Here is a 26,289-nt window from a genome sequence, read left to right as displayed (position 1 = left end):
ATCGGTCGGTGCTCCCAGTATGAGGGACGACCGTCGGTTGACGCAAGCGAGCTGCGGTTGACTTCCCGCAGCCGCCGTCAACCGGGCGGCGTGACCCGCGTTCGGCATGCGGAAGGGAGGCGCAGCGGATGCAAAAGGGGCCGCGGGACGCCTTCCTGCGTAACCATCTGGCGTTTTTTGCTCCCAAATCCCCGATCTGCACGTCGAAGGATGGCCAGGCGCGTATGCGTTGAACAATCGATCAGAACAGATGTTTCACGTGAAACATCTGTTCTGACGCACTCCGCGGCGCCTACATGCGAACGGCTCCCCTTATACTGGGACGATCATCGCGAAACCGAGGAGACGGCGCACATGGACAAAGGATTTTGGAACCGATTCGCCGGGCTGTACGACCTGGTGATGAAAACGCGCGGCGCGGCGGCCGAGCGGGCGGCATCGTACGCGGCCGAACTCGTGGCGCCGGACGCGCGGATACTCGACGCGGCGTGCGGGACGGGCCTGTTCGCCTGCGCGCTGGCGCCCCGCGTCGCGCGGGTGGACGCATGCGATTACGCGCCTGCCATGGCGAAGCGCACGCGCGCGAAGGCGGCGCGGCGCGGATTCGTCAACGTGGCATGCTCCGTCGAAGACGTCACGGCGCTCTCGTTTCCCGACGCGACGTTCGATGCGGCAGTGGCGGCGAACGTGCTGCACCTGCTCGAGCGCCCGGACGTCGCACTCGCCGAGCTCGCGCGCGTGACGAAGCCGGGCGGCCTGCTCATTCTGCCCACCTACGTCAACGCGTCGCATGCCGAGGCCCAACGATTCGTGAAGCTCATCGGCGCGGCGGGGTTCTCCCCCGCTTGGGCCTGGACCGCCGACGACTACGTCGCGTTCCTCGAATCGCACGGCCTTGCCGTCGAGCAGCAACGCCTCTTCGAGGCTCAACAGCCCCTGTGCGTGGCCGTCGCGCGCATGCCGGGCATCGCGGGAAGGGGGCGGGCGCATGCGGACTGAACGGTTGCTGGGCATCATGGGCGTGCTCGCCGACACGCGGCACACCACCATCGGGGCGCTCGCCGCGCGGTTCGAGGTGTCGAAGCGCACCATCGCGCGCGACCTCGACGTGCTCGCGCAGGCGGGCGTGCCCCTCGTCACCACCCCGGGCGCGCACGGCGGCGTGGGCGTGCTCGACGGGTTCAAGGTGCGCCGCGACCTGCTGAGCACGCACGATGCGGCCATGCTGCACGCGGCGCTCGAGGCCCTGCGCAGCGTCGACGGCGACAAGGCCGTGACGCAGCTCATCGCGCGGCTCGTGCCGGGCGCAGGCGCACGCGGCGGCGCGGGCGCGGCAACGGCCGACGGGCGCGCGGCGAACGCAACGTCCGACGACGCTCCGGTGGCTATCGATTTCTCGTCGTGGTTCGCCGACAGCATCGTGCAGGAGAAGCTGTCCTGCCTGCTGGAAGCCGTGCGCGGGCGGCGCCGCGTGCGCCTCGTGTACGTCTCGCGTTCGGGCCGCGGCGCGCGCACCGTCGAGCCGATGCAGCTGCTCTTCCGGCAGACGAGCTGGTACCTGCGCGCCTTTTGCCGCACGCGCGCGGAGGTGCGCACGTTCAAGCTGCAGCGCATCGCGCAGTTCGACGTATTGGACGAAACGTTCGAGCCGCGCGAGGCGCTTCCGGCCGCGCCCGCGTCCTTCGACGCTCCCCTGCTGCTGCCCGCCGAGAGCGAGACGCCCGGTACGGTGCTCGTGGAGCTGGACTACCGCGCCGCCGACGAGTTCGCGCTGGCCGGCGCCCTGGATGCCCGGTTCCTCTACCGCGACGAGGGGTCGGACCGGGGCGTCGTGCGCTTCCGCACCGACAACGTGGCATGGGCGCACCGGACAGCAAAGAATCTCGGCGATCTCGTGCAGGTGCGAGAACCATGACATAACGCTGTCATGGTTCCTCCTCTAGCATGGCGGACGACCCCTTACGGAAAGGATGTGCCATGCAAGAGAAGAAAACCGTGCTCGCGTTCGTATTCGACGGATTCGCCGATTGGGAGGGCGCCTACGTCTGCGCCGAGCTCAACCGGGAGCTCAACGGCGAGCCGTCGCCGTACACGGTGAAGACGGTCGCCCTCGACGGCGCGCCGAAGCGCTCGATGGGCGGCTTCAACGTGCTGCCCGACTACGCGGTGGGCGAAGCGCCCGCCGACGCCTGCGCCCTGCTGCTCCTCGGAGGGGACGCGTGGCTCGACGGGAGCAACGACGCCGTGCTGCCGCTGGTGGAGCGCGTGCAGGCGGCGGGGGCGCTCGTGGGCGGCATCTGCAACGCCGCCACGTTCCTGGCGGAGCACGGCTTCCTGGACGAACGCGCCCACACGGGCAACACGCTCGAGTTCGTGCAGCAGGGCGCGCCGCGCTACCGGGGCGCTGCGCGCTTCGTGGAAGCGCAGGCCGTCGTCGATCAGGGCGTGATCACGGCGAACGGCAGCGCCGCCCTCGAATTCGCCCGCCTCGTGCTGCACGCCCTCGAAGCGCGGCCCGCCGCCTACCTCGACTCCTGGTACGGCTTCAACAAGGACGGGCTCTACCCCCAGGCCCCCGACGCCGCCTAAGCGCGCGGCAGCCGCAGCGTCACGCGGGCGCCCGGGGCGTCCTCGCGGTTGGCAAGCTCCACCGTGCCGCCGTGACGCTCGGCGGCCTCGGCGGCCACGTGGAGCCCCAGGCCGCTGTGGCCGCGATCGCTTCGGGCGGGATCTCCCTGGTAGAAGCGCTCGCAGCCGCGGCGCAGGGCCTCGGGCGAGAAGCCGGGGCCGGCATCGGACACGCTCAGCGCCACGTCGTCGCCCTCGCCGCGCACGTCCACCTTCACCGTCGAGCCCGCGGGCGCGAACTCCACCGCGTTCGTCACCACGTTCATCACCGCCCGTTCCACGAGCGTCTCGTCCATCGTGAGCGTCGCGGGCAGCTGCGCGTCCTCGCGCCAGGCGACGTGCACGCCGCTCGCCGCCGCGAGCGCTTCGGCCGACGCGCGCAGGCGCGCCGTGCACGCCCGCAGGTCGCAGGCCGTCGGGGCGAACGTGAGCGCGCGGCCGCGCGACACGTCGATGAGCGCGTCGAGGTACGTCCCCATCTGGCGCGCCCCCTCGGCCACATCGACGGCGCAGGCGTGCGCATCGTCGTCCAAGCTGCCCTCCAGCAGCAGCTCGACGTTGCCGCGCACCACGGTGAGCGGCGTCTTCAGATCGTGCGCGAGCGCGGCCACCTGCTCGCGCTGCGCCTGCTCGCTTCTCCACTGCGCCTCGAGCGAGTCCTTGAGCGAGGCGCGCATGTCGTCCATGGCGCCCAGCACGTCGTCGATCTCGCGCACGCGCGACGAGCCCACCGCGAAGTCGAGGTCGCGTTCCTCGATGCGGCGCGCAGCTTCCTCGAGCGGCCGCATCTTGCGCGAGATCACCCGCGCGGCCCGCGCGGCAACCCCCACGAGCACGAGCACCGACAGCAGCGCGAACATGCCCACGATGAGGTTTTGCGGGTTCGGCAGCGCGTCGCGCAGCCCCTTCGAAACGAACTGCGGCAGGTACTCGTACATGAGCACGCACACGGACCCGTCGTCGAGCGTCACCGGCTCGTAGCGCGTCATCCCGAGCTGGTGGTACGCTATCGCCAGGCCGTCGAAGGCGGCTTCGTGCGCCGCCTCGCGCGCGCCCTGCCCCATGTCGCCGCCAAGATAGGCCCCGTCCGCGGCGAACAGGGCCCACCGGTAGCACGACGGGATGGCGGCGTCGAAGGCGTCGAGGTCGTCGCCCTCCAGCGCGACGATGCGCGCCGTCGTCTCCTCGAGCGCCGTGTCGCCGTAGTTCGCCGGGTACACGGAGCTGCCGCCGACGCCGATGGCGAACGCCAGGTACGCGGCGATCGCCGCCGCCAGCACACCGGCCAGCACGTAGGCGAAGTAGCGCAGGATGAGCACCGACAGCGGAAGCCCGCGCCGCCGCGCGCTGGAGGCGCGGGCGCCGCCCAGCCTCACGCCGTCCATTTGTACCCCACCCCCCACACGGTTTCGATCGGCTCCGCGCCGGCCGCCTTGAGCTTCGCGCGGGCGTTGCCCACGTGCACCGAGATGGTGGCCGCGCCGCTTTCCGCATCCCACCCCAGCACGCCTTCCACGATCTGATCGCGCGAGAACACCTGCCCGGGGCGGCGCGCCAGGAACTCGCACACGTCGAACTCGGTTTTTGTCAGCGCCACGCGCGCATCGCGCACGTACGCCTCGCGCGCGGCAAGGTCGAGCCGCACGTCGCCGAACGACAGCGCGTGCGTGCGCTCGCGACGCTCGCGCCGCAGGTGAGCGGCCACCTTCGCCCGCAGCTCGGCCGCGCCGAAGGGCTTGCGCACGTAGTCGTCGGCGCCCACGCCCAGGCCGAACACAGCATCCTCCTCCGCGGCCTTCGCGGTGAGGAACAGGATGGGCGCGTCGGTGAGATCGCGCATGCGGCGGCACAGCTCGAAGCCGTCCATGCCGGGCATCATGACGTCGAGCAGCACGAGGTCGTAGCGGTCGAGGCGCAGAGCGAGCGCCTCCTCGGCGCACGCGGCGCAGCGCACCTCGTGGCCGTCCTTGCCGAGCGCGCGCTCGAGCAGGTTCCTGATTGCCGCCTCGTCGTCGACGGCGAGTATGCGTGCCATTTTTCGCTCCTTTCAATCGTGCGAGTGTACCACGGGCGCCGCGCGAGTCTATTCCCCGCCGCGGCGGCCTTCGAACCGGTTCGCGAGCGCGAGCGCCGCCGCGCCCACCACCGCCGTCGCCGCGACGCACACGCCGCCCACGGCCGCGTAGACCGCCGAGAGCGCCTGGGCCTGCGCGAGCGCGCCCATGCCCGCCGCGATGGAGGTCTCCAGGGGAAGCGTCGCCAGGCGCGACGGCCACGCGAAGGGCACCCACGCGGCAATCTGCACGCCCGCGCCGCCCGAAAGCGTATCGCTCACCAGCCCGTTCGCCAAACCGCCCAGCAGCGCCATGGCCGCAATGAACCCGAGCGCGCCCATGCCGATGGCGGCGTTGCGCCCGAACTTGAGCGCGATCCACAGGAAGATCGCGTACGTGCACGCGCTGCCCGCGGCGATGCCGACCACCGCGAGCGCGATGGCCGACGCCGCGGGCAGCTCCCGACCCGCCAGCGTCAGCGCCGCGCAGAACAGCACGGCCGCGAGCGCCGCGGCCGCCAAGCCCAGCCCCAGCAGCACGACGAGCTTCGCCGCGAGCGCCGCGCGGCGCGACGACACGCCCAGCAGGTTCGCCCCGTCGCCTGCGCGCTGCTCCGCATCCGCCGCCAACCCGCACGAGATGCCCGCCAGAAGCGGCGCGCCCGCGCCCAGCAGCTGGAAGAACGCGTCGCATCCCATGAGCGAGTCCCATGCCGCGAACGCGAAGTACGCGCCGGCGAGCCCGCCGAGCACGGTCGCCAGCACCGCGTGCAGCCACACGAGCGGCGAGCGCCGCAGCCGCACCGCCTCGGAGCGCAGCGCGTGCGCGAACGTCACGCGCGCCACAGCCGGCGCCCCTCCGTCCCGAGCCGCCATCATGCGGCCTCGCGCTTCGAGAACCACGCCGCGCCCGCGATGGCCAGCAGCGTGAACAGCCCCATCGCCACGAACAGCCCCACGGCTGCCTCCCAGCCGAACACGCCCAAGGCGTCGCCCGCCTCGAGCGGCACGCCCGAGGGCGCCACGCCGGTGAACGGCGACGCCGCGCACAGCGTGACGGCCGGCGGAAACGCGAACCACGCGCTCGACGTCCACAGCGCGATGCCCACGCCCACCTGCACGAGCGCCGGAATGGCGATGCCGGCCAGCGTGCCGAACCGCAGGGTGAGCACAAGCGCCGCGGGCACCATCCACGAGCTCGCCACGGTGAGGACGACCGCCGTGGCCAGCCCGTCCGCGAAGCCGGGTCCCTCGGCCCCCAGCGCCGTGAGCACCGTGGAGAAGGCAAGCACCACGAGGTTCGCGCCCAGCACGAGCGCCAGCGCGTAGGCCGTCTTCGCCCACCACGTGCGCGCCGGCGCATGCGGCAGCCCCAGCACCGGGCGCAGCTTCTGCCGTGCGTCCATGTTCGCGATGGACGCGCAGATGAGCGCGATGGCGATGGGCATCATGAGCGCGTACCAGTAGTTCCACATGGTCGTGGCCATGCCCCCGACGGCCCCCGTGCCCGGGATGACCCCCGACGACAGCACGCCGAGCGCGCAGAACGGCAACGGCGCGATGAGCGCCACTTTCCGCGGCGCGGCGCGATGCCCCTTGAGCACCTCCGCCTTGAACACGGAGCCGAACGTTCCCGTCGCAACCCCCATCATGCCACCGCCCTCCCCATGCACACGTCCATGAACAGCTTCTCCAAATCCACCTCGGCGTCGAGCGGCGCCTCGTAGGCCAGACGGCCGTCCACGATGATGCCCACGAGGTCGGCCACGTGCTCCACCTCGCCCAGGATATGGCTCGACAGCACCACGGTGATGCCGCGCTTCGGAAACGACCGGATGAGCGCGCGCAGTTCCTGGATGCCCACGGGGTCGAGGCCGTTCGTCGGCTCGTCGAGGATGAGCAGCCGCGGATGCCCCACGAGCGCGAGCGCGATGCCCAGGCGCTGCTTCATGCCGAGCGAGAACTGCCCCGCGCGTTTCGAGCCCGTGTTCGTCAATTCCACGGTGGCCAGCACCTCGTCGATGCGGCTTGCAGGAAGGCCGAGCAGCGTCGTGCGCACGAGCAGGTTCTCCCGCGCGGTGAGGTTGTCGTAGAGCGGCGGCGTCTCGATGAGCGCGCCGATGTCGTTGAGGTCGTCGCGGGTCCACGGATGACCCGCGAACGAGATGCCGCCCTGCGAGGGGCGCAGCATGCCGGTGACCATCTTGAGCAGCGTCGACTTGCCGGCGCCGTTCGGCCCCAAGAGACCGTACACCGCGCCTTCGGGCACGCTGAGCGACACGCGGTCGACGGCCGTCTGTCCTTTGAACGTTTTGGTGAGCGCATGCGTTTCCAACAGGGAGCTCATTGATTCTTCCTTTCTCTCGGTCAAGATACAGGATGCGCCCCGTTTCTAAAGAATCGTTAAAGGGAGCGGAAAGGAAAGAAAGCGGGGCGCAGAATGCAGCGCCATCGCCACTCCCGTCGTACTGCTTCTGCATCCTCGCTGGCACGAAATTGCAACTATGCATGATTCTTTGGCGTTCTTCGCTTTCGATTTCGGCAAAATACCTGGTGGTGATTTCTCCTCGTTCCAAAAATCGTTCATATTGGCAATTCTCTGCCATCGAAGGAGCTCCCCACCTCGCTTTTCCCGACGAGCGAACGCGCAGCAAGCCCCCCCCCGCACCCCGAAGCGCCGCCGGACGACCGCGGCGCAAGCCCGCTAGATCCAATCGGCTTCACGCCGGCCGAGCTCCCCCGTCGCTTCGCGTATACTGAAAGCATCGCCCGCTCGAACGGAGGCCGCCCATGACCCCAGCTCCCGCATCCGCCCCCTCCCCCACGTCCTCGCCCGCGCCCGCCGCGCGCACGCTGCGTCGCATCGCCCTGCCGCTGCTCGCCTGCCTTGCGCTGTACGGCATCGACCTCGCCTGCGCGGCCGCCGTGCCCGCCGCCGGCCGCGCCTTCACGGCGAACATGGCCGCGCCCTTCGACCTCATGGTGTGCGTGCCCACCCTGTTCTACGTCCTCGTCGTGCGACGAGGCGGGCTTTCGCCCCTGCTCGTGCTGCCGGTCATCTGGGCGGGCAGCTTCGTGTCGCTGCAGTTCGCCACCCCGGGGCAGTTCTCGCTGCTGCTGCCGCTCAGCGTGGGCGCCGTGGCGGTGGAGGGGTGCATCGCCGTGCACGAGCTGCGGCGGTTCGCGCGCGCCTACCGCGCCGCCCGCACGGCATCGGAGCAGCCGCTCGACTGGTTCTCGGGGGCGTTTCTCGCGCTCGTGGGCAACGAGCGCGCCGCCCGCCTGGCGGGGCTCGAGTGCACCATGTGGTACTACGCGGCGGCTTCGTGGCGCCGCGCCCCGCACGTGCCCGCCGGCTACCGAGCGTTCTCGTCGCACAAGCAGAGCGGCTACGTGGCCGTCGTGGGCGTCATGCTGGGCGTGATGGCGGTGGAGACGGTGGCGGTGCACCTCCTCGTGGCGCGGTGGAGCGTCCTGGCGGCGTGCCTGCTCACGCTCCTGTCGGCCTACACCGTGCTGTGGATGGTGGCCGACGCGCGCGCCGTCGTGCTCAACCCGCTGCTCGTGAGCGACACCGAGCTCGTGGCGCGCTGGGGCCTCCTCTCCTGCGAGCGCGTCCCCCTCGCCCTCGTGGCGCGCGTGGGCTCGCAGGAGCCCGCGGCGGGCAAGCGCGAGCGCCTCAACCTCGCCGCCATGGGCGCGCAGCCGTGTTGGATCGAGCTCGAGGAGCCCATCGAGGTGCGCGGGCTTCTGGGCGCGCCGCGCACCGTGCGCGCGATCAAGGTGAGTCCCGACGAGGCCGCCGCGTTCAGGAACGCGGTGCTTCCGCGAAGCTGACGCGGTTCTTGCCCTCGCCCTTCGCCCGGTACAGCGCCTGGTCGGCCGCCGCGAACAGCGCGCCGTACGTGTCGCCGTCCACGCCCGCCAGGGCAACGCCCACACTCGATGTCACGCACGCCGACGCGTCGCACACGCGCCTCACCCGGTCGTTCACGCGCAGCGCGGCCTCGCACGAACGCGCCCGGTCGGCGTGCGGCAGGAAGGCGATGAACTCGTCGCCGCCGACGCGGGCCACCACCGCATCCTGCTCGACGAGCGCCTCTTCGAGCGCCCGGGCGATGCCCATGAGCAGCTCGTCGCCCGCCAGGTGGCCGTACGTGTCGTTGACGCCCTTGAAGTCGTCGATGTCCACCACGAACAGCGCGCCCGTCGCGCGCATGGCGCATCGGCGCACGAGCGGCTCGATGAACTCGGCCACCGCACTCTGGTTGAACAGCTTCGTCAGCGGGTCGCGACGCACCTGGTCGACCAGGCTCTCGAGACGACGGCGCTCGTCGGTGATGTCCTTCCAGCTGCCGATGGTGCGCACGGGCGCCCCGTTGTCGTCGTACAGCATCATGGCATGGATGCGCGTCCACCGCCACTCGTCCTCGGGCGTGTCGTCGAAGCGTCGGCGAATGTCGAGCGTGGCCTGCTCGTGGCTCAGCAACTCTTCGGACAACCGCTCGAAATCCTCGCGGTGCATGAGCGAGCCCCCGCTCACTTCCTGGGAGTAGCGCTCGAACCGACGCTCCTCGGGCAGGGCGTTCTCGCTCGCATGGGGCACGCGCTCGTATTCCACGAGCACGTCCTGCTCGATGTCGTACTCGAACAGCACGTCGGTGACGCTGCGCATCGCCACGCGATAACGCTCCTGCTCGAAGGAAAGCGCGATCTCGGCCTCCTTGCGCGTGGTGATGTCCATGAGCACGCTGCCGACGAACGCCGCGCCATCGTCGGTTTGCACGCGGCGCCCTGAGTCGAGCACCCAGGCGAGCGAGCCGTCCTTGCGGCGGACGCGGTACTCGGTCTCGTACGTGGGCCCGTCCGCGAAGCAGCGTGCGACGTCGGCGAGGGCGCGCTCGCGGTCGGGCTCGTACACGAGCCCCGGCGCCGTGCCCCCGCTCACCTCCTCGAGCTCCTCGATGGTGTAGCCGAGCATGCGGGCCAGGCCCTCGTTCACGTACGTGAGGGTGTAGTCCTCGTCGTCCTTGCACATCTTGAGGCCGCCCGTGATGGTGTGGGTGAGCAGGTCGATGGTGGCCGTCTTCTCGCGCACGAGCTGCTGCAGGTACGCGTAGCTCTGCGCGCCCGCCTCGAACGGGAAGAACGACTCGTCTTTCATGGGCTGGTAGGGGCTCGACACGTGCACGTGGCGTATCTTGAGCACGCCGTCGTCGTCGACGAGCTCGTAGCTGCAGCGCTGCCACTCTTCCAGCACGAGCCCCGAATCGGCGGCCGTGCGCACGCGGTAGCGACCCATGACGGTGCAGCCGCACTCCGTGACGTTCACCAGGCGGTACTCCTCGTCGAGCACCTCGCAGGGCGGAGCGAGCGGGGCGCGCTCGCGCATGTACGACACGATCTCGGCGGTGTCGGCCGAGAACTCCACCTCGCCGGCGCCGATCCACGAGAAGTCGTCGGCGAAGCGCTCCACCACCTGCTCGGCGCCCGGCCCTGCGTAGAATTGGCGCACCGTGTCGCTCACAAACGCTCGAGCCTGGTCGAACAGGGGGTTCATCGCTTTCCTCTCGCTTGTCCTCCCCTCACGGCCGCAGCCGCCTCCCGGAGGATTCCCGACATACCTCACGCGAGTATATACCTTCAAGCAAGCATTGAAGCAAACCGTAACCGGGGCACCCGTCCGGCCCCGTCGCCGCCCGTCGCACCGCGCTCGTCGCGCCTACCGGTTCGCTCCCACCAGCAGGCCGATGAGCGCCAGCACCGCCACGGTTCCCGCCAGGGCCACGCCGTTGCACACGCGCAGGGCGCGCGCGTCCGACGACGCGAGCAGCCGCACGAGCGCGTACAGGCCCAGGCCGATCGCACCGCCCAGCGTGTTCGACAGCAGGTCGGTGATGTCGGACGCCCCGGCTGCGAAGACGAACTGCAGCACCTCGAGCGCCAGGCTCGTGCCCGCGATGGGCGCCAGCTTCGCCGCAAACGAGCGTTGCGGCTCCAACATGGCTATGAGCAGGCCGAACGGAACGAACGCCAGCAGGTTCTCCACCACTTCCCCGTAGTTCGCCGCGCCGTTCACCACGAGCGCGCCGGCGAACGGCACGAGGTTCACGCTGCGCATCGTGCCGAACACGTCCGGCCCGAACTGCATCTTGAACAGGATGATCCACACGAGCGCCGCCAGGTACACCACGAGCATCGCCACGGTCAGCCCGCGCGCGTCGAGCCACGATCCCCTGCGTGCTTCCCCTTCGATCTTTTCCATGAGCCGTCCCTTTCTCGCATTCCAACGCAGCAAGCATAGAACGGCGGGCGCGGCCGAAACGGCGCGGCGGGAACGTCGTTTCCGCTCATTCAGCAAGGTTTAAGAGGTTCTTAAGGAATGCGACCGCGAAGAGCGCCGATGCGCTTCCCGAAACGGACGCGTTGTCGTACAATACGCAGGCACGATCAACGCATTGCCAGTGTGGCGCAACGGTAGCGCAACAGTTTTGTAAACTGTGGGTTGCAGGTTCGATTCCTGTCACTGGCTCCACGAAAACCCTGATCAGCGGATGTTTTTGCATCCGCTTTTCTTTTTTCATTGTTAGTACATTCGTACGTTTTCCACCCTAAGTTCCCCTAAATTCCCCTAAGATGTTGCACGTTGTTGCATCTTTTCGCACGCATTTCTTGATACTTCATATTGCATTGTTATAGTACATGTACTATACTGTTAACCACAGGGAGGGCAAGGGGCCGTCCCGCAGGAAATGGAAAGGAGAACGGCCATGAGTATCTCGATAAGGCTCTGGCGGGTTCGGATGACGCTCACCATCCGAATCAACCTTCTGAGCCGCCGCTAAGTCGGGAGGGTGCCGGAACCTTCGAGGGGGACGGCACCCCGCCCCTGGCGCTGGATAATCATGGCCGATCCGTATAGTATAGACCGAACCGACGAAAGAGGGAAACCATGAGCGAGTACACCGTGGAGCAGTACGCCATCGAGCGCGCCGGCGTCCAATGGGACGACCAGAGCGAGCGCGACGTGCGCGGGTTCGACAGCGAGGATGAGGCGCGCACGTTCTTCGACGAGGTAGACGTGCGGCAGGACTGGCTCGACGAGCGCGGCGCTTCCGGGCCGGAAGCGGTCAGGAAGAAGTACATGGCATGCGAGCTGTGCCGCAGCGTCGTTGACGACGACGGCTACACGGTGGACGCCGACGTCGTGAAGTACAAGGAATACGGGCAGGCAGACTTCGACGCGGAAGAGCGGGGCTAACCCCATGGAGAGCGAGGCGCAGCGGCGAGCGAACGTCAAGTACAAGTCCGAGAACACAGTCAACCTGCAGGTGAAGCTCTTCCCCGCCGACCGCGACATCATCGAATGGCTCGACGGCATCGACGAGGGCAAGGCCGCCTACGTCCGCCGGCTGATCCGCGAGGACATGGCGAAGCGGTCGAAATAGCGAAAGGGCGCGACGACGAAAAAGAGGGGAAGCAAGCCGCGATGACCGCTTCCCCTCTTTTTTTGCGCTACGCGAGCCGATGCAGAGCGGCCCCAAGCTAACCCTCTTAGAACGACGCGAAGTTGGGGTCGTCTTCGTTGAGCGCCTGCAGGAGCCGCCCGGCGTAGGGGGCCTCGGGCGTGCCGAGCGCGAAGCACGGGATGTCGCGCCCGTGGCAGGCGCGGTAGGTCATGTTGAGGGCCGTGACCTGGTCCATGTGGGCCAGGTAGTGGATCTTCTGGCCGTCGAAGTAGCACAGCTTGTTCTGCCCGTTGGGCTGGATGATGCACTGCATGGTTTCCTCGCTATCGTCGTTGTTGCCGTATTCTTCGTTTTCGCCTCGGTTGATCGCGTTGGCGCGCTCCGCTATCTCGGCCAGGCGCGCGTAGAGCACGCCCGGGCATGCCGTCGCCGACCAGTCGCGGTGGCCGAACAGGTTTCGCCCCGCCTCCAGCTCGCCCATGCCGTTGCGCGCGGCGATCGCCGCGGCCAGCTCGCAGAGCGCGTCCACCGTCTCCTCGGCAACGGGCCAACCTGCGCCCTCGCCGCCCGAGTTGAGGCACTCGACGCCGACGGTCTCGCGGTTTCCACGCGCGTTGCCCGTGTGCCAGGCTATGTCTCCCTCGGCGACGTACTGCTGGGCGTAGCCGGGGCCGACGCCCCAGTGGGCGCTCGTCTGGCGGGATGTATCTTGAAACGTCGACCCGATCGCCTCGAAGCTCGTGCCGGCGGCATGGTGGACCGTGATGCCGGAGCGCGAGTTGCCCCCGGCGTTGCGGTTCGGCGACCACCGGGGGTCGAGCACCCTAATCGCCATCGCCCTCCCCTTCCCCGACCAGCGCCATAGCCTCTCCCAAAGTCATCTCGGCCACCGGGCACGCCTCGGCGGCCTCGGCGTCGGGCCACGCCACCCGCACGGCCTCCTCCACGCACATCTCCCGCGCCTCCACGGCTACTCCTTCCCTTTCTTGAGGCCGTCGAGCACCTGCTGGGCGTCCTGCGCGGCCTGCGTCACGTTGTTGTTGCGCCACCAGGCGACGATGGTCGTGCCGATGGCGAGCACCGCCGCCACGGCCCCCGTGAGCGCGTCGGCGTCGACCATGCCGAACGCGATGGCGAACACGAGCGCCAGCGCGAGCAGCGCGACGCCCAGGGTCGCGATCGCCTTTACCTTTTCCTTGCTCATTTTCGATTCTCCTTCTAGATGTTTGTTTGCCTACATGCCGATGCCGAAATGCGTCGCGACGATGCCGATCGCGATGCCCACGACCGCCGTAAGGACGTAGTCGGTGACGTGCTCCCAGCGTTTCGCAGGCGCCGCCTCGAGCGCGGATATGCGCTCGTCGGCGGCCTCCTGCCACGCCGTGTGCTGCTCCTGCAGGGCGGTGAGCCTCACGACGCACTCCCGCAGGCCGTCTATCTCGTCGCCGTGGGCGTCGAGCCGCCCGTCGTGCGTCCGTATCGCCCTCTCGTGCGCCGAGTGCTCCATGCACGGGTCCAATCCATCACCCCCTCTCATCCCACCGGGTAGGTCAGCGACGCCGCGAAGTAGGCGCTGCTGGAGCCGAACAGGAACGCGGTCACGGCCCCCGCGGGGGTGACGCGCAGCTGGCCCAGGTTGTTGCCCTTGCCCGTGCACGCCGCAAGGACCGTCGACGCCGGCCGGTAGCCAGCCGGCAGCGTCCCGAGCGAGGTTCCGCCGCTCGCGACGGTTATCCCGCTGTCCCCGCCGAGGTCGGCGACCAGGTACACCACGCCCGCCTTGAGGCGGTACTTGACGCCCTGCTTGTCGGTGCCGGACGGGCCTTTCAGCCACACCCACCCCGAGTCGGACACGGTGCTGGCGAGCGACACGCCGTCGACGTAGACGGCCTTGCCGTAGATGCTGTTGAACGGCCAGCCCGCCGTGCCGATCGACGACGCGCCGCCGGACTGGTACGGGATGATGCCCGACGAGGTCGTGCGGACGTAGGCCGATGCGCTGCCGTCGGGGGCCACCAGCCCCCAGTACCCGCCCGAGGACTCCATGCCCGGCACGCTGCGGCCGTTGAGGGTCGCGCTGCTCCCCCCGACGAGCTCGAGGTGGTCGCCCTCGACGGTCACGCCGTAGCCCTTGATCCACAGGTCGCCGTTCGACGAGACCTTGAGGAGGTCGCGCGTCGCGCCGACCGAGCCGGCTATCTCGCCGATGCCGCCGCACAGCTTGACCACGGCGGTCTTGGCGTTGCGCCCGATCTCGACGACGCTCGCGCCGTAGCTCGCTACGATCGTGCCCGCCGCGTCGAGGATCTGAAACGCACCAGCAGCCATGCGCGAGCGGAACCCCGCCCACTTGCCCGACGCCTTGTTGCCCACGTCCAGGCCGGAGGACGTGTACTCCATGTAGTTCGTGGCCGTCTTGGCGGCAGCGTCCGCCGCCGTCTTGGCGGCGTCGGCTGCAGACTGGGCCGTGGCGGCGTTGGCCTTCGCCGTGTCGGCCGTGGACTTGGCGGTGTCGGCGGCCGTCTTGGCCGCGTTGGCCGTCGTGGCCGCCGTGCCCGCCGCGGTCTTGGCTGCGGAGGCGTCGCTTGAGGCCGTCGCGGCCCTGGCGCTCGCGGCGTCGGCCGCGGTCTTGGCCGTCCCCGCTGCGGTGCTGGCGGCGTTGGCCGTCGCGGCCGCGCCTGCGGCGCTGTTCTTCGCGGCGGTCGCGTCGCCCGCCGCCGCAGCTGCTTTAGCGCTTGCCGCGTCGGCGGTCGATTTGGCGGCGTCGGCGGCCGTCTTCGCCGCGGCCGCCGCCTTGTCGGTGTTTCCCAGGCTCACGGACAGGCCGCTCGCCGTCTGCTCCACGGTGGACACGCGAGTCTTCAGCCCGGACGTCTCGCTGACGTTCGACGTTATACGGTCGCTCTCGATCTTCAGCTCGGCTTTCGTGGCGATCGCGTCGGCGGGCTCTTTGCTAACGAGCTTTTTCGCCGTCAGGTAGCCGGACGGCAGGTTCGCAACCGCTGCTACCTGCGTCGTCTTCCACGCGATGGCGATCCTCGACGTGAGGTACTCGTCCACGTCGCACCCGGTGACCGTCGCGGTGTCGTAAGCCTCCGTCTTCGGGCAGTACAAATTCCAAACCCCCGAGGACGCCTTGCCAAGATAGAACGTCGAATCCCCGTCGTGCTCGAACTTCGACACGCCAGGGTCGGTGGAGTTTGCGCTCGAGAACTCGATGTACGCGGTCGAGGGCTGGCGGCCGCGCTGGGACACCGCGACGGCGATAGGCGTGTTCGCGTACGCGCTTCTGACCGATATCTCGGCAAGGAGGAGGATGCCCGCCGTCCCGCTCGTGCCCGACGTCGCATGCACAACTTTCTTCTTCGCCGCATCCGCCGTCGCCTTGACGCTCGACACCGTGGAGGTGATGGCGTCCGCCCGCACCTTGATGGCGGCGTCGGTCTGCGCGCTGGTGTAGTAGCCGCCGAGGGTTGTCGCCACTTCCGCCTTCGTCGCAGCCAGCTTGATCTGCTCGCTCGTCTGGGTGATCTTCGTCTCGGCGGCCGCGACCCTCGTGCCGAGCGCGTCGGCCGCCTTCTGAGCGTTGGTTGCCGCAGTCTTGGCCGCATCGGCCGTCGCCTGAGCCGTCTCCGCGTTGGCCTTGGCCGTCGTGGCGGCGCTCTGGGCGGCGTCTGCGGCGCTCTTCGCGGCGGCCACCGCGGCCTCGGCGGCCTTGACGTCGGCTTCCGTCGCGCCTACGTGCGCGGTCACCGTGTCGAGGTTGGCTTCGGCGACGGCGAGGTTCTTCGCGGCCGCGTCGGCCGCCGTCTGGGCGGCCGTCGCGTTGGACTTGGCGGCCGCGGCGTCGGCCTGCGCCTTGGACGCCGCGGTTCCGGCCGCCGCGGCCTTCTCGGCGGCGTCGTTGGCCTTGGTGTCCGCCTTGGCGACGGACTTCGCCGTGGACTCGATGGCCCCCGCGTTCTGCGTGATCTGCGTCTGCAGGCCGGATTCGACGGTCGTGAGGTCGGTCTTCTTGGCGTACGTCTCAGCCACGGTGGACGTGATGCCCGCCGCGCTGCGCTCGATCTCCGAGACCAGCTTGGCCTCGGTCTGCGTGAGGTCGGTCTTGCGGCTGTAATCGGCGGCCATGGTGTCGGTCACGGTCTTGATCTGCCCGGCGATCTCGGCGCGCGCCTCGGCGGCGTCGGCCTTGGCGTTGGCGGCTTCGGCCTGGGCCGCCTCGGCGGTGGCGATGGCGCCGCCCGCGTCGGCGAGGGCGCTTGCGGCCTCCGACTTCGCGTCGGTTGCCGCCTTGTTGGCCGCATCGGCCTTGGCCGCCGCGCTGCCGGCCGCCTCGCCCGCCGCGTCCGCCGCGCCCTGCGCTGCCGCGACCGCCTGCTTGACCGCCGTCACGTCCGTCTCGACGATCTCCACCTTGGCCGTCGCGCCGTCGGCCTCGCGCTTCGCTTCGAGCGCGTCCTTCGCCGCCTGGATCGCATCGGCCGCGGCTTTGTCGGCCTCGGCCTTCGCCTTGTCGGCGGCCTCCTTGGCGGCGTCCGCCGAGCCCTGGGCGGCGTCGGCCCTGTCCTTGGCGGCTTGGGCCGCTTTGGCCGCGTCCTTCGCCGCCTGGTCGATAGGGGCCATCGCCTCGTACGTCTTGTTGATCGACCCGTTGAGCGCGGCGAGCTTCGAGGACTGCTTTCCCGTCAGAGTGTCGTAGGTGTTGCCGAGGGTGTAGGCGCACCCTCCCGGCTCCCCGGGGTTGAACGGGATGCGGAAGCACAGGAAGTACTCGTCGAGCCCGTGGGGCTTCGAGGTGGCCCGCACGTAGCTGCCGAGCGTTATGCGCTCTACGGACGGATCGACCTGGTGAAGGTCGACCGCCCTTATCTCCAGGGTGTCGCCGACGCGGCGGTTGACGAGGTTGCGCGTTCCGGCGCTCAGCAAGTAAGCGGGCGTGGAAGCGTCGTCGAACTCCACGACCTTCTCGACGATGCCGTACTTGCGCTCCCCTTCGATCGACACGACGCCGTCGCCGCGCTTCTCGTAGCCCTCCTGCAGCGCGCCGTCCGGGAGGGAGGATATCGTGACCTCGTTGCCGTCGTCGTCCTCGCCGACGGGGACGATCTTGGTGCAGTACTCCAGGTAGTTGCGCTCGCGGGCGTAGTCCATGAGGTTCACCCCGAACTCGATCCTCTGCGCGCACGCCTTGCCGCCGTCGGCGAGCCAGTCGATGCGGCGCATGCCGCCCTCGTGGCGCACGCGAACCCAGCCCCCCAGCTTGTCGATCAGCTTCTCCCTCATCTCGGCCCAGACGGTCGGGCGCTGGGAGGACTCGCGCAGCAGGTGGTTGTTGGGATCGAGCTGCGCTCCCTCGTTGACGCCGACGATGAAGCGATGTCGAGGGGACACGCGCGAGTTGTACTCGGCGACGTACCAGTTGAACAGCGCGTCGACCTGGGCGGGAGCTTTTTCGAAGCCTTCTTTGTCGACCGTGGAGTAGGCGGGCAGGACGATGTCGTTGAGGTAAGCCCGCTCGCCCTCGCAGGTGTAGGTGACGTTGCCCAGGAAATCGGGCGCCTCGACCATCGCGCGCCCGCAGAACACCGTCTCGCCGTCCTGCTCGACGACGATCTCCACGTCTTTCTGCAGGCATTCTATGCGCCCGCTGAAGGGGTGCGCGGGCGGCATCGTGAACGAGAACTCGCCGGCCTCGGTGAGCGCGGCCGCGCCCTCCATCCCCGTCAGGGTCAGTTCTGGGTCGCGCGGGTCGTATATGACGTCCGGGCCGTAGAAGACGCGCCACATGGGGCTATTTCCAATCGCCGACGACGAGCAGGTGGATGATCTTCTTGTTGTTCGCGTTCTTGTCCATCGACTGCGAGTAGAAGAACCCGTTCATCCCGGTGTAGGTCACGGTGCGGGACAGGAACCAGACGTTGCTCCACGGGTACGCCTGGACGTAGGGTATGACGGTGGGCGTGTCCTTGACGAGCGGAACGGGGAACGACATGTCGACCGTTGCCGAGCAGTACCCGTTGCCGCTCTCGTCCGTGCACGGGTACTTCGTGCCGCAGTCGATGCGGCCCCACATGAATATCTTGCCGTTTGCGAACTTCAGATAGCTCATGGTGGTGTTGCTGCCGAACGCCGTCGGTATCGGCAGCCCGTCGAGCTTGTCGATCAACCCGTTGTACTTCTCGATCCACTCGCCGAACGTCGTGTCGATAGCCCGCTTGAATTCGTCGAACATAGCCTAGAGGTCCTTCCAGTCGTACTGCACGTATACGGAGAATTTTTCAGACGAGGCGTCCACGGAGAACTCCGCCTCAAGCACCCGCTCGGCTTTATGGGCCTCCACCGTGTCGTCGGCCCATTCGGCGACCGAGACGGCGGCGCCGCGCACGCCCTCCCACATGAGGTCTGAGGCGCGCTGGTCGCGATGGGCCGCCACGGTGTCCTGCAGGTACCTCTCGACGGTCACGTTCCCGTCCCCGAGATAGCTGTTGATGTAGACCTCGTTTCGCCCTTCGCTCAGCCACAGGTCGTTGATCTTGTAGGAGCCGGGCTGCATCCTGGCGCGCACGCCGCCCATTGAGACGATCGTCTCGCTCGCGAACTCGAACACCGGGCACACCGGCATGCGCCCGCTCTCCAACGTCACGACGATGCCGCCGGCGGCGTTCACGCGATAGGTGCGGGTCTCCTTGAGCTTGTAGGGCTCGGTCCTCGTCCTCACCGTGAAACGCGCGAACGTGCTCCCCACGTACTCAGCAGGGCCGAATATCCATCTCCCCCTGTACGTGTAGTCCGGGTCAAGACTGATCCTGTAGTCGACGAGTCGCCCGCTCAGTGCATTCACCAACCGAGACCGCGTCGACCTGATGTCGACGTCGTTGAAGGCTTCGAACACAAGGGTCTGCTCCACGTCTCCGTACACAGGACCATCCGCGAGCGAGTCCGTGAGATCGATGCACCCGTTGCCCCCGGGAATGTCGATCGTGTACTGCTTGACCTCGGCTTCGGGAAGCTCGCTCCCTTCGGTCAACAGCAACCCGAACACGTCGTAGGTGCCGCCGATCCCGTCGATGTAGATCTGGGGAACGCTCATCTTTCCTCCATCGCCCTGATCCGCGCGAGTTTTCCGTTCATCTTCGACGCGATGTTCCCGACGAGAGCTGTTCCGTCTATGTAGACGCCGACCCCTGACAGCGCACCAGGTAGCACCTTAGCCATCTCCTCCGACAGAGCTGAGCCGTCGAACGCAGTCGTCCTCGACTTCGACAGCGCCTCGGACACGCCGTCGCTGACCGCCCTGCGCACGTCCCTGGCGGTCAGCCCGTCGAACGCCGCCTGGGACACGGATGCTAACGCCGTGGTCACCTGGGCGCGCGTCGCGACGTTCGGCAGCGCGAAGCCGGCGGCGGAGGCGTCCTCCGATCCGTCGAGCGATGCAGAAGCGAACCCGTATCCCGCCGTGTAGGCGTCGCCCTCGCGCCTCTCCAGCTCGCCCGTGTACCCGAGCGCGTACCACTTCGCCATCTCCTTGGTCTTCCTGGCTGGCGAGGCGGACTGCTGCGCCGCGTTGCCGCCGGCCAGCGCGCTCGACACGAACCCGAAAGCGGCGTCGAACGCCGACTGCGCCCAGCTGCCTATTGCCCCGATGAATCCGAGCGCGAAGTTGTCGCCGGCGCTGGACCCGTCCACCGAGCTTGCTCCGGAGTCGGCGTTCTGCGCCAGGCTGGCTCCGGCGGTCAGCGATTCCCCAGACATGCTCCCAACGCCGCCGGCGAACTGCCCGCCCATCGTCGAACCAGGGGTGGACCCGTCCGCAGAGCCGAGCCCCGCGACGCCTGCCTGGGCGACCAAAGCCGCCTGGTCCTGCGTGAGCCCGGCCGTCGACCATACGCCTCCGGCGAAGTCGCCGCCCTGGGCCGAGCCGGGCGTCCAACCGTCCCCCGTGCCCAGGCCGATGGTCGCGCTCGAGGCGTTGGCGACGGCCGCCGCCTCCGCGATGGAAGCGCCGTTCGCGATGGCGTCCGCGAACGACCGGACGGCTGTGTCGCCCTGCAGCCCCGCCGTCCCGGCGAACTGGGCCAGCTGGTCGGCCGACAAGCCGACGACCGCCGCTGCGGCGTCGAGGGCGGCCTGGGCGTTCGACGAGAACCCGCTTGCGTACGCCGCCGACGTGTCTGCGCCGATGCCCTCGGCGACGCCCACCTTCGAGCGGTACGCTTCGGCGATCTCGTCGGCGGTGGCGTTGGCCACGTCGATGCCGAGGTCGTCGTCGAGCCCGCGGGCGAGCGCCCGCATCGCCTTGTCGCCGGCGTCGCCCATCTCGGGCGGAAGATCCTCGAACTGCGACAGCAGCGTGTCGATCATCACGGCATTGCTTTCCGTGATCCCGTCTCCCGCGCTCGCCGCCGACAGCTGCAGCGCCAGGAAGTTGGAGTTGCCCTCGGTGGCGAGCGACTTGAGCGCGTCGGACACCTGCTGCACGGCAGCCTCGACGCTGCCGACGTCGGAGTTCCAATACGCCAGGCCGAACGGATCGCGCCACAGCCCGTCGAGCTTCTCGCGCGCTTCGCCGAGCGTCGCCAGCATGTCCTGCGACAGCTCCACGGACGCCTTGGTATGCTCGGCGACGGCGGCGCGCGTGTCGGCCGCCGACTTGTCGAGGTTGGCCTTGGACTCGTCGTAGTAGGCGTTCTCGGCCTGGATGGCGGCCCGGTACTCATCCTCGCTGAGCGACCCTTCGACACTGTACTGCTGGTTGAGCGACTGCAGGCGCGAGCTGTGGTACGCGTCGAGGTCGGCGAGCGACGAGGCATGGTAGTCCGCCGCCGTGGCGAGCAGCTGGGCCGCGCGGTCGGCGCCTATCTCCTCCTCGGCGGCGGCGGAGTCGGCGAGCCCCTGCATCCCCGACTGGTACGCCTGCACCTTCTCGCCCTCGAGGCGCTCTATCTCGGCGTTGTGCTCGGCGATCGACGCGAGCTCCTCGTCGCGCAGGGCGCGCTGCTCCGCCAAGGCGCCGGAGATGATGGCGGTGATCGCCGCCTCGTGGTCCTGGATAGCCGCCGAAACCTCGCCGACGGTCGCCCCCGATGCGGCGAGCGTGGCGCTCATGTCGGACACCATGGACGAGGCGGCCGACAGGCGGTCGCCGAACGAGGTCATGCCGTCTCCGACGGAGCCGAGCGCTTCGACCGAGGCGAGCGCCTCCTTGCGCGCGTCCGTGAGCGAGTACGTGATCTTCGACAGCTCGTTCACGGCCCCGACCGTCGCGAAGGCCACCGTCCCCCGCGCGAGCCCCGTCATGGCGGCGTTCAGGCCCTTCGCCGCGACCGCCGCCCCCTTCGAGCCCGCCGAGAACTTGGCCAGCTGCGCGGTCGCCTTGCCGTACGCTCCGTATCCGGCCCTGACGACGTCCGCCACCTTGCCTCCGACCGACACGAGCGGCCCCATGGCCGCGACCGCGGCCACCATCCCGATGATCGCGCGCTGCTGCCCCTCGTCCATGTCGGCGAACGCCTGGGCGCCGTCGGCCAACGACCGGATCAGGGGCTCGGCCGCCTCCACTGCGTCGAGGAGCGCGTCCGCGAGCGGGCCGCCGAACTGCTCCGCCATCGCGATCGCCCGGTTCTTCACGATCTCGAGGCGCGCCGCGAGCGACTGGTTGCGGTTGTCCACCTCATTCTGCAGCGCGGCGTTCTTCGCCCACTCGTCGTTGGCCGTCGCCACCGCGTCGGCCACGAACTCGGAGTTGCCCGCGAGGCGCTTCATCACGTCGGTCTGCCTGATGGAGTCGATTCCCAGCTCTTCCAGCATCACCGACATGTTGCCGCCCTCGGCGGTCGCGCTCTCCATGCTTGACAGCAGGTCGGAGAGCGCTTGAACGGGATCGTTTTTCCAGGCGGCGGAGAATTCCTCGGCCGTCATGCCGGCGGTCGACGCCCACGTCTCGAGCGCTCCCACCACCTTCTCGGCGTCCTTCTGCGCCATGTCCGACGTGCCAGCCATGACCTCGCCGGAAAGCGCGACGTCCTTGTCTATTTGGGCCATGATGGTGCTGATGGCCGTGCCGCCGGCCTCCGCCTCGACGCCCATGGAGCTGAGCGCCGTCGCCAGGCCCAGGATGTCCGCCTGGGACATGTGCACCTGCGTGCCCGACGCGGCGATGCGCATGGCCATGGACGAGATGTCGGACTCGGTAGTGGCGTAGTTGTTGCCCAGGCCGACGATGGCGCTTCCGTAGTTGGATATCTCCTCGTGGCTCATCTTTGTTATGTTCGCGAATTGCGCCATCTCGGTCGCCGCGGTCTCGGCGTCCATGTTGGTTGCGATGTCGAGGCCGGAGACGACGCGCCCGAACTCGTCCAGCTCGTCGATTGCGAACCCGAGCTGCGCTCCCAGCGCCTGGATGTCGAGTATCTGGCTCGCGGGCACGGCGTTGGTCTGGGAGAAGTCGATCGCCGCCTGCTTGAGCGCCTCGTACTGCTCCTCGGTGCCGTCCACGGTCTTCTTGACGCCCGTGAGGGCCGTGTCTATGTCGATGGCCGCCGCCATGGTAGCGGCGCCCGCGGCCGCTATCGGCAGCGTGATTCCGGCCGTCATCCTGGATCCGACGCTGGTCAGGGTGGACGAATAGCCGGCCCACTTCTGGGCCGCGCGGTCGGCCTGGACCGACTGCTCCACGAGCCTGCGCGTCGTGTCGTCGATGCGGAGCGCGCCGGTGGCCTTGTCCACTTCCCCGTACTGCTTCGTGAACGCCCTTATCGCCCGCTCGGCCTGCTTCGTCCCCTTGTCGTCGAAGGTGGAGTAGATCGACAGCTTGACGGATCCCTTGCCGGCCATCACGCGCCCCCGGCCCGTGACTGGACCTCGGCCGCCGCGGCCTCGACGGCGCGCTTGAAGCTCGACGCGATGTCGTCCGACATGCCGTCTGCGGCCTGCCAGAGGATGCGGCCGCCTCCAGAGCCGCCGGGGCGTCCGTACTTTGCGTTCAGCGCCGAGACGAGCGCCGCGCCCTGCGGGGTCACGGGGCGCCTGGCGAACTCGGCCATGGCCTCGGCGGTCCCGACCTCGCCTCCCGCTCCCGCGACGCGGTACCAGTACGGGCCCTTCTTGTGCGCCCTGTACCTCGGCGACAGCCTGCGGCCGCCGCAGCCCGTCCACAAGCCGTGCGGGCTGGACGGGTCCGCCGCCCCCTGCGCCCTCGCGGCGATCGACGTCGCGGCCATCTCCATAACGGGGACGGTCTTCTCCCTGATGGCCGGCTTGACGTAGTAAAGCGCCGCGTTGACCGCGTCGAGGCCCATCGTGTGCGTTTTTAATTCGGCGAAAAAGATGCGATCCTCCTAGCTCTCGCCTCGGAGGATCGCATCGATGTCACACGAGCCCTGGGCCGGCGGCGGGAAGGCCGAGTACCACAGGGAGTCGAACGAGCGCGGGTCCTCGCGCAGAAGCCTCGCGAGCCCCGCCGGATCGGCGCGCAGCGCCCCAGAGAGGGCCGCCGCCAGGTCGCCTACGCCGCTCCCGGGGCGCCTGCCGGGGCGGCCCTCGTAGGGTCCGACGGCTCCTCGTCCGAGTGGATGCGCTCGGCGGGGACGTTGTCAACCTTGCACAGGTTGACGAACTCGATGATGCGCTCGAGCGTGATCGGGCCGTCGGGATGCAGGCCCTCGGCCTGCGCGGCCTGCATCTGGATGGCGAACGTCATCCTGCGCAGGATCCACAGCTCCGAATGCCTGCCCGACAGGCGCAGGCCGTCGGCGAAGTCGTCGGCGAGCGCCCACATCGACGGCGTTGTGACCGTGACCGCCTCGCGACCGTCCGGGGCAACGATGCGGTAGGCGTTCTCGAGGTTGCCCAGCTTGATCCGCTTTGCCTCTTCCATGCCGCGCCCCCCTAGTACGACGCCACGTCGTTGACGAGGATGAACTCGATGGAGGTGCCGTCAACGCTGATCGCGCCGTCGGTCGACAGCGTGAGCGCGAACGGCCCGCCCTCGGTGGACACGCCCATCGCGTTGATCGACCACGGGATGGCGCCCATCTTGACCACGAGCGACCAGTCGTCGTGCACGGTGTGCTTGAACGTGGCCTGCAGCGAGCCGGTCACGATGGTGGACGCCACGCTCGTCCCGTCGGCCTTGCCCGTCTTGACCTCGCGGTAGAGGGCAGTCGACTCGGTGGTGCCGGAGATCTCCGCGGTGACCGTCGCCGACTTCTCGGTCTGGCGCTTCGGCGCCACCTTGCCGATCCCCGTGGACGCCTCGACGGAGTTCGACACCTTGAAGCTGATGCCCGAGAGGTCGACGCTCGCCGGCACCTCGCCGGGCTCGGCGCTGGCGAGGGAGAACAGCACCTGGACGTCGGTGGTGCGGAACCAGCCTTTCGCGACGTCGAACTCCGGGCCGCTCCATTTCGCCTCGGAGAGCCATGTCGCCGCGCAGCCCTTGAGCGCCACCTCGACGCTGAGGGGCTTGGTGCCCTCGGCCGAGATGGACAGCGAATCGACCTTGCAGTCCGCCAGCTGCTGCAGCGGGGCCGCGGAGGAGCCGACCTGCTGGGCGAACGTGAGGTAGGGCAGAGACTCCCCCATCTTGATATCGTGGGTGTACGGCGCGGCCGACCCCGACACCTCGTCGCTTCCGAGCGCGCCGAGCAGCACGAGGCCCAGGAAGTCGGCGAACGCGAGCGTCGTGAGCGACGCCCCGGCCTCGGATCCCGTGATGTAGCGGCCCGCCGTCGTGTCGCGCTTGCCGTTGGTGAGCTTCACGGCCTCGGTCGACGTCGACACGTCGAGGCCGTCGGAGTCGGAGCTCGCCTGCACCGTGATGGTCGGCGGCTTCGCCGTCCCGATGGCCGACTGCTTGGCGAAGCCGAACGTTCCGTAGTTCTTGTTCATAGCGTCATCTCCTCGATGATGTCCCTTGCTTCCGGCGATGCCGATACGTGCACCGCCGCCTCGAAGTCGAGCAGGTATCCCGCATGCCTGCGGCCGTCCGCGTCGCCCCAGGCGTCGGCCTCCTTGACCTGCGGCGCGCCGATCTCCTCCACGGCCCCGCCGAGCTGCGTGTCGACGAGCGGCACCTGCAGGGCGACAGCCTGGTACGCGTTCGCTATGCGGGCCGCATCCTCGGGGGTCGAAGCGGTCGCGACGACCGTGACCCACACGTGGAACGTGATGCGGCAGACGTTGCCGGACAGCAGCCCGGCGATGCCGAAGTCCCGGGCCGTCCCCCATGCGAACACGTGGAGCGGCTCGGGCTCGGATGCGGGAAGGTCGAGCGTCACGCGCGGCGCCGGCACCCCGGGGGCGAGCTCGCCGATGCGGGCGAACAACTCGCGAAGGTCGGCATGCACGCGCGCTATGGCGGGGCCTGCGACGTCGGGGATCACGCGACCACAACCCTGTGCGAACGGTGCTCCTCGATCACGGCGTCGACGTAGGGTATCCCCGTCCACGACCCGTCCGCACCGGTGGCCAGCGTATAGCTCGTGTACACGCCGTCGACGCTCTGCCCGCGCGCGTTCTCCGCCCCGACCCGTGGGCGCAGCGTCGAGGCGGCCAGGCGCACCGCCGCCTCGCGGATCCGCGCGTCGAGCTCGGCCCCATACGTCACGACGGCCGAGCCGGCCGACGCGGACCGAACCTGTCGGTCGGTGACGAGCTCGCCGAAGTCGACCGACAGCGCGTCCTGGACGGGCAGCTCGTTGAGGCCGGCGGACAGGCGGACGCGGACCGCGCGCTCGCAGAAGCTGCGGCGCGCGCCCTTGTCGATGGCCTCCTCGGCCTGCTGCACGGCGCGGGCGATGTCGTCCTCCGGATAGCGGGCCTCGTCGTCGAACCCGTCGTTGTTCTTGGCCCCGTAGTCCCTCACGTCATCGACCGAGCAGTAGCGCCGCCCGACGCGCTCGACGAGCGTCGCGAACGACTCGACGCCGCAATCCCAGGAGATCTCGAACACGCCGCACGCCGGCATGAGCCTGGCGGCGTCTGCCGCCGCGAGGACGGCCCTGCCGTCCTCCACCCTCGCCTGGGCGCTCACGCTGCGGCAGGTCGCCGTGGCGCTCGCGCCCTTGGTCGGCACGCCGAGCGGGCCGTTCGAGACGGCCCACCTCGTCGTCATGTCGGGCGACAGGAGCAGCACGC

At 69.0% G+C, this 26,289-nt stretch carries 26 protein-coding genes and 1 tRNA gene; 7 read left to right on the top strand and 20 right to left on the bottom strand.

Translation table 11 applies throughout. The features are described 5' to 3' along the window. The first annotated feature begins 354 nt into the window (after positions 1-354). The 3 genes from C1876_RS17590 (at position 355) to C1876_RS02990 (ending at position 2,589) form a co-directional block, all read left to right on the top strand. A complete protein-coding gene (locus C1876_RS17590; RefSeq protein ID WP_158544581.1) occupies positions 355-999 on the top strand; it encodes a class I SAM-dependent methyltransferase in 645 nt (214 codons plus the stop codon). Continuing rightward, a complete protein-coding gene (locus C1876_RS02995) occupies positions 989-1,915 on the top strand; it encodes a helix-turn-helix transcriptional regulator (RefSeq protein WP_114545245.1) in 927 nt (308 codons plus the stop codon). Before C1876_RS17590 ends, C1876_RS02995 begins: the two co-directional genes overlap by 11 nt. Positions 1,916-1,977: 62 nt before the next feature. Continuing rightward, complete coding sequence (locus tag C1876_RS02990) at positions 1,978-2,589, top strand: type 1 glutamine amidotransferase family protein (RefSeq protein WP_114545244.1); 612 nt, start codon at positions 1,978-1,980, stop codon at positions 2,587-2,589. On the opposite strand, the gene C1876_RS02985 is transcribed toward C1876_RS02990, so the two are convergent. From C1876_RS02985 to C1876_RS02965, 5 genes are read right to left on the bottom strand one after another with little or no spacing between them, the layout of a single operon-like run. After that, positions 2,586-4,013 carry a HAMP domain-containing sensor histidine kinase gene (locus C1876_RS02985; RefSeq protein WP_114545243.1) on the bottom strand — a complete coding sequence of 476 codons (1,428 nt, stop codon included), beginning with the start codon at positions 4,011-4,013 and terminating at the stop codon, positions 2,586-2,588. The two genes, C1876_RS02990 and C1876_RS02985, sit on opposite strands and share 4 nt — an antisense overlap. Beyond that, a complete protein-coding gene (locus C1876_RS02980) occupies positions 4,001-4,663 on the bottom strand; it encodes a response regulator transcription factor (protein ID WP_114545242.1) in 663 nt (220 codons plus the stop codon). The genes C1876_RS02985 and C1876_RS02980 overlap by 13 nt, the downstream gene beginning before the upstream one ends. A gap of 48 nt (positions 4,664-4,711) precedes the next feature. Then, a complete protein-coding gene (locus tag C1876_RS02975; protein WP_244910015.1) occupies positions 4,712-5,527 on the bottom strand; it encodes an ABC-2 family transporter permease in 816 nt (271 codons plus the stop codon). Between the two features lie 29 nt (positions 5,528-5,556). Next, positions 5,557-6,333 carry a lantibiotic immunity ABC transporter MutE/EpiE family permease subunit gene (locus tag C1876_RS02970; protein ID WP_114545241.1) on the bottom strand — a complete coding sequence of 259 codons (777 nt, stop codon included), beginning with the start codon at positions 6,331-6,333 and terminating at the stop codon, positions 5,557-5,559. Next, the gene (locus C1876_RS02965; RefSeq protein ID WP_114545240.1) at positions 6,330-7,028 is read right to left on the bottom strand and encodes a lantibiotic protection ABC transporter ATP-binding protein; all 699 of its coding nucleotides are present in this window, start codon (positions 7,026-7,028) and stop codon (positions 6,330-6,332) included. The genes C1876_RS02970 and C1876_RS02965 overlap by 4 nt, the downstream gene beginning before the upstream one ends. 443 nt (positions 7,029-7,471) lie before the next feature. Here C1876_RS02965 and C1876_RS02960 point away from each other — a divergent pair, with 443 nt between their 5' ends. Beyond that, the gene (locus C1876_RS02960) at positions 7,472-8,518 is read left to right on the top strand and encodes a hypothetical protein (protein WP_114545239.1); all 1,047 of its coding nucleotides are present in this window, start codon (positions 7,472-7,474) and stop codon (positions 8,516-8,518) included. Here C1876_RS02960 and C1876_RS02955 read toward each other — a convergent pair. Both C1876_RS02955 and C1876_RS02950 read right to left on the bottom strand, forming a co-directional pair. Continuing rightward, positions 8,490-10,241, bottom strand: a complete 1,752-nt coding sequence (locus C1876_RS02955; protein ID WP_114545238.1) for a diguanylate cyclase — start codon at positions 10,239-10,241, stop codon at positions 8,490-8,492. The two genes, C1876_RS02960 and C1876_RS02955, sit on opposite strands and share 29 nt — an antisense overlap. A gap of 162 nt (positions 10,242-10,403) precedes the next feature. Continuing rightward, positions 10,404-10,946: a VanZ family protein gene (locus C1876_RS02950; RefSeq protein WP_114545237.1), complete on the bottom strand. Its 543-nt coding sequence runs from the start codon at positions 10,944-10,946 to the stop codon at positions 10,404-10,406. Positions 10,947-11,141: 195 nt separating this feature from the next. Between C1876_RS02950 and C1876_RS02945 the strand changes: the two genes are divergently transcribed. From C1876_RS02945 to C1876_RS02935, 3 genes are all read left to right on the top strand, one after another. Continuing rightward, positions 11,142-11,216, top strand: a tRNA-Thr gene (locus C1876_RS02945). A 417-nt stretch (positions 11,217-11,633) separates the two neighbouring features. After that, positions 11,634-11,942: a hypothetical protein gene (locus tag C1876_RS02940; RefSeq protein ID WP_114545236.1), complete on the top strand. Its 309-nt coding sequence runs from the start codon at positions 11,634-11,636 to the stop codon at positions 11,940-11,942. 4 nt (positions 11,943-11,946) lie between these two features. Further along, a complete protein-coding gene (locus tag C1876_RS02935; RefSeq protein WP_114545235.1) occupies positions 11,947-12,129 on the top strand; it encodes a hypothetical protein in 183 nt (60 codons plus the stop codon). Between the two features lie 106 nt (positions 12,130-12,235). Here C1876_RS02935 and C1876_RS02930 read toward each other — a convergent pair whose 3' ends face one another. The 13 genes from C1876_RS02930 to C1876_RS02875 form a co-directional block, all read right to left on the bottom strand. Then, positions 12,236-12,985: a peptidoglycan recognition protein family protein gene (locus C1876_RS02930; RefSeq protein WP_114545234.1), complete on the bottom strand. Its 750-nt coding sequence runs from the start codon at positions 12,983-12,985 to the stop codon at positions 12,236-12,238. After that, positions 12,975-13,118, bottom strand: coding sequence for a hypothetical protein (locus C1876_RS17585; protein WP_158544579.1), 144 nt, complete (start codon positions 13,116-13,118; stop codon positions 12,975-12,977). Before C1876_RS17585 ends, C1876_RS02930 begins: the two co-directional genes overlap by 11 nt. A 2-nt stretch (positions 13,119-13,120) precedes the next feature. Further along, positions 13,121-13,354 carry a phage holin gene (locus C1876_RS02925; RefSeq protein ID WP_114545233.1) on the bottom strand — a complete coding sequence of 78 codons (234 nt, stop codon included), beginning with the start codon at positions 13,352-13,354 and terminating at the stop codon, positions 13,121-13,123. Positions 13,355-13,384: 30 nt separating this feature from the next. Further along, positions 13,385-13,669, bottom strand: a complete 285-nt coding sequence (locus C1876_RS02920; protein ID WP_114545232.1) for a hypothetical protein — start codon at positions 13,667-13,669, stop codon at positions 13,385-13,387. Between the two features lie 14 nt (positions 13,670-13,683). Beyond that, the gene (locus C1876_RS17580; RefSeq protein ID WP_158544577.1) at positions 13,684-17,940 is read right to left on the bottom strand and encodes a phage tail family protein; all 4,257 of its coding nucleotides are present in this window, start codon (positions 17,938-17,940) and stop codon (positions 13,684-13,686) included. A 4-nt stretch (positions 17,941-17,944) separates the two neighbouring features. Further along, complete coding sequence (locus C1876_RS02910) at positions 17,945-18,385, bottom strand: hypothetical protein (RefSeq protein ID WP_114545231.1); 441 nt, start codon at positions 18,383-18,385, stop codon at positions 17,945-17,947. 3 nt (positions 18,386-18,388) lie between these two features. Next, a complete protein-coding gene (locus tag C1876_RS02905) occupies positions 18,389-19,243 on the bottom strand; it encodes a hypothetical protein (protein ID WP_114545230.1) in 855 nt (284 codons plus the stop codon). Continuing rightward, positions 19,240-22,986, bottom strand: coding sequence for a phage tail tape measure protein (locus C1876_RS02900; RefSeq protein ID WP_114545229.1), 3,747 nt, complete (start codon positions 22,984-22,986; stop codon positions 19,240-19,242). Before C1876_RS02900 ends, C1876_RS02905 begins: the two co-directional genes overlap by 4 nt. After that, the gene (locus tag C1876_RS02895) at positions 22,986-23,450 is read right to left on the bottom strand and encodes a hypothetical protein (RefSeq protein WP_114545228.1); all 465 of its coding nucleotides are present in this window, start codon (positions 23,448-23,450) and stop codon (positions 22,986-22,988) included. The genes C1876_RS02900 and C1876_RS02895 overlap by 1 nt, the downstream gene beginning before the upstream one ends. 206 nt (positions 23,451-23,656) lie before the next feature. Further along, positions 23,657-24,028, bottom strand: coding sequence for a hypothetical protein (locus tag C1876_RS02890; protein WP_114545227.1), 372 nt, complete (start codon positions 24,026-24,028; stop codon positions 23,657-23,659). An 11-nt stretch (positions 24,029-24,039) separates the two neighbouring features. After that, positions 24,040-25,041, bottom strand: a complete 1,002-nt coding sequence (locus C1876_RS02885) for a phage tail tube protein (RefSeq protein ID WP_114545226.1) — start codon at positions 25,039-25,041, stop codon at positions 24,040-24,042. After that, positions 25,038-25,499: a hypothetical protein gene (locus C1876_RS02880; protein WP_148044576.1), complete on the bottom strand. Its 462-nt coding sequence runs from the start codon at positions 25,497-25,499 to the stop codon at positions 25,038-25,040. Before C1876_RS02880 ends, C1876_RS02885 begins: the two co-directional genes overlap by 4 nt. Before the next feature lie 32 nt (positions 25,500-25,531). After that, complete coding sequence (locus C1876_RS02875; protein WP_114545224.1) at positions 25,532-26,287, bottom strand: hypothetical protein; 756 nt, start codon at positions 26,285-26,287, stop codon at positions 25,532-25,534. Between the last annotated feature and the right edge of the window lie 2 nt (positions 26,288-26,289).

Origin of the sequence: Eggerthella sinensis (assembly GCF_003339815.1) — a bacterium.
GTDB classification, from domain to species: Bacteria; Actinomycetota; Coriobacteriia; order Coriobacteriales; family Eggerthellaceae; genus Eggerthella; species Eggerthella sinensis.
Note: the sequence above shows the minus strand (reverse complement) of the source record. Positions and strands in the feature narration are given on the sequence as shown.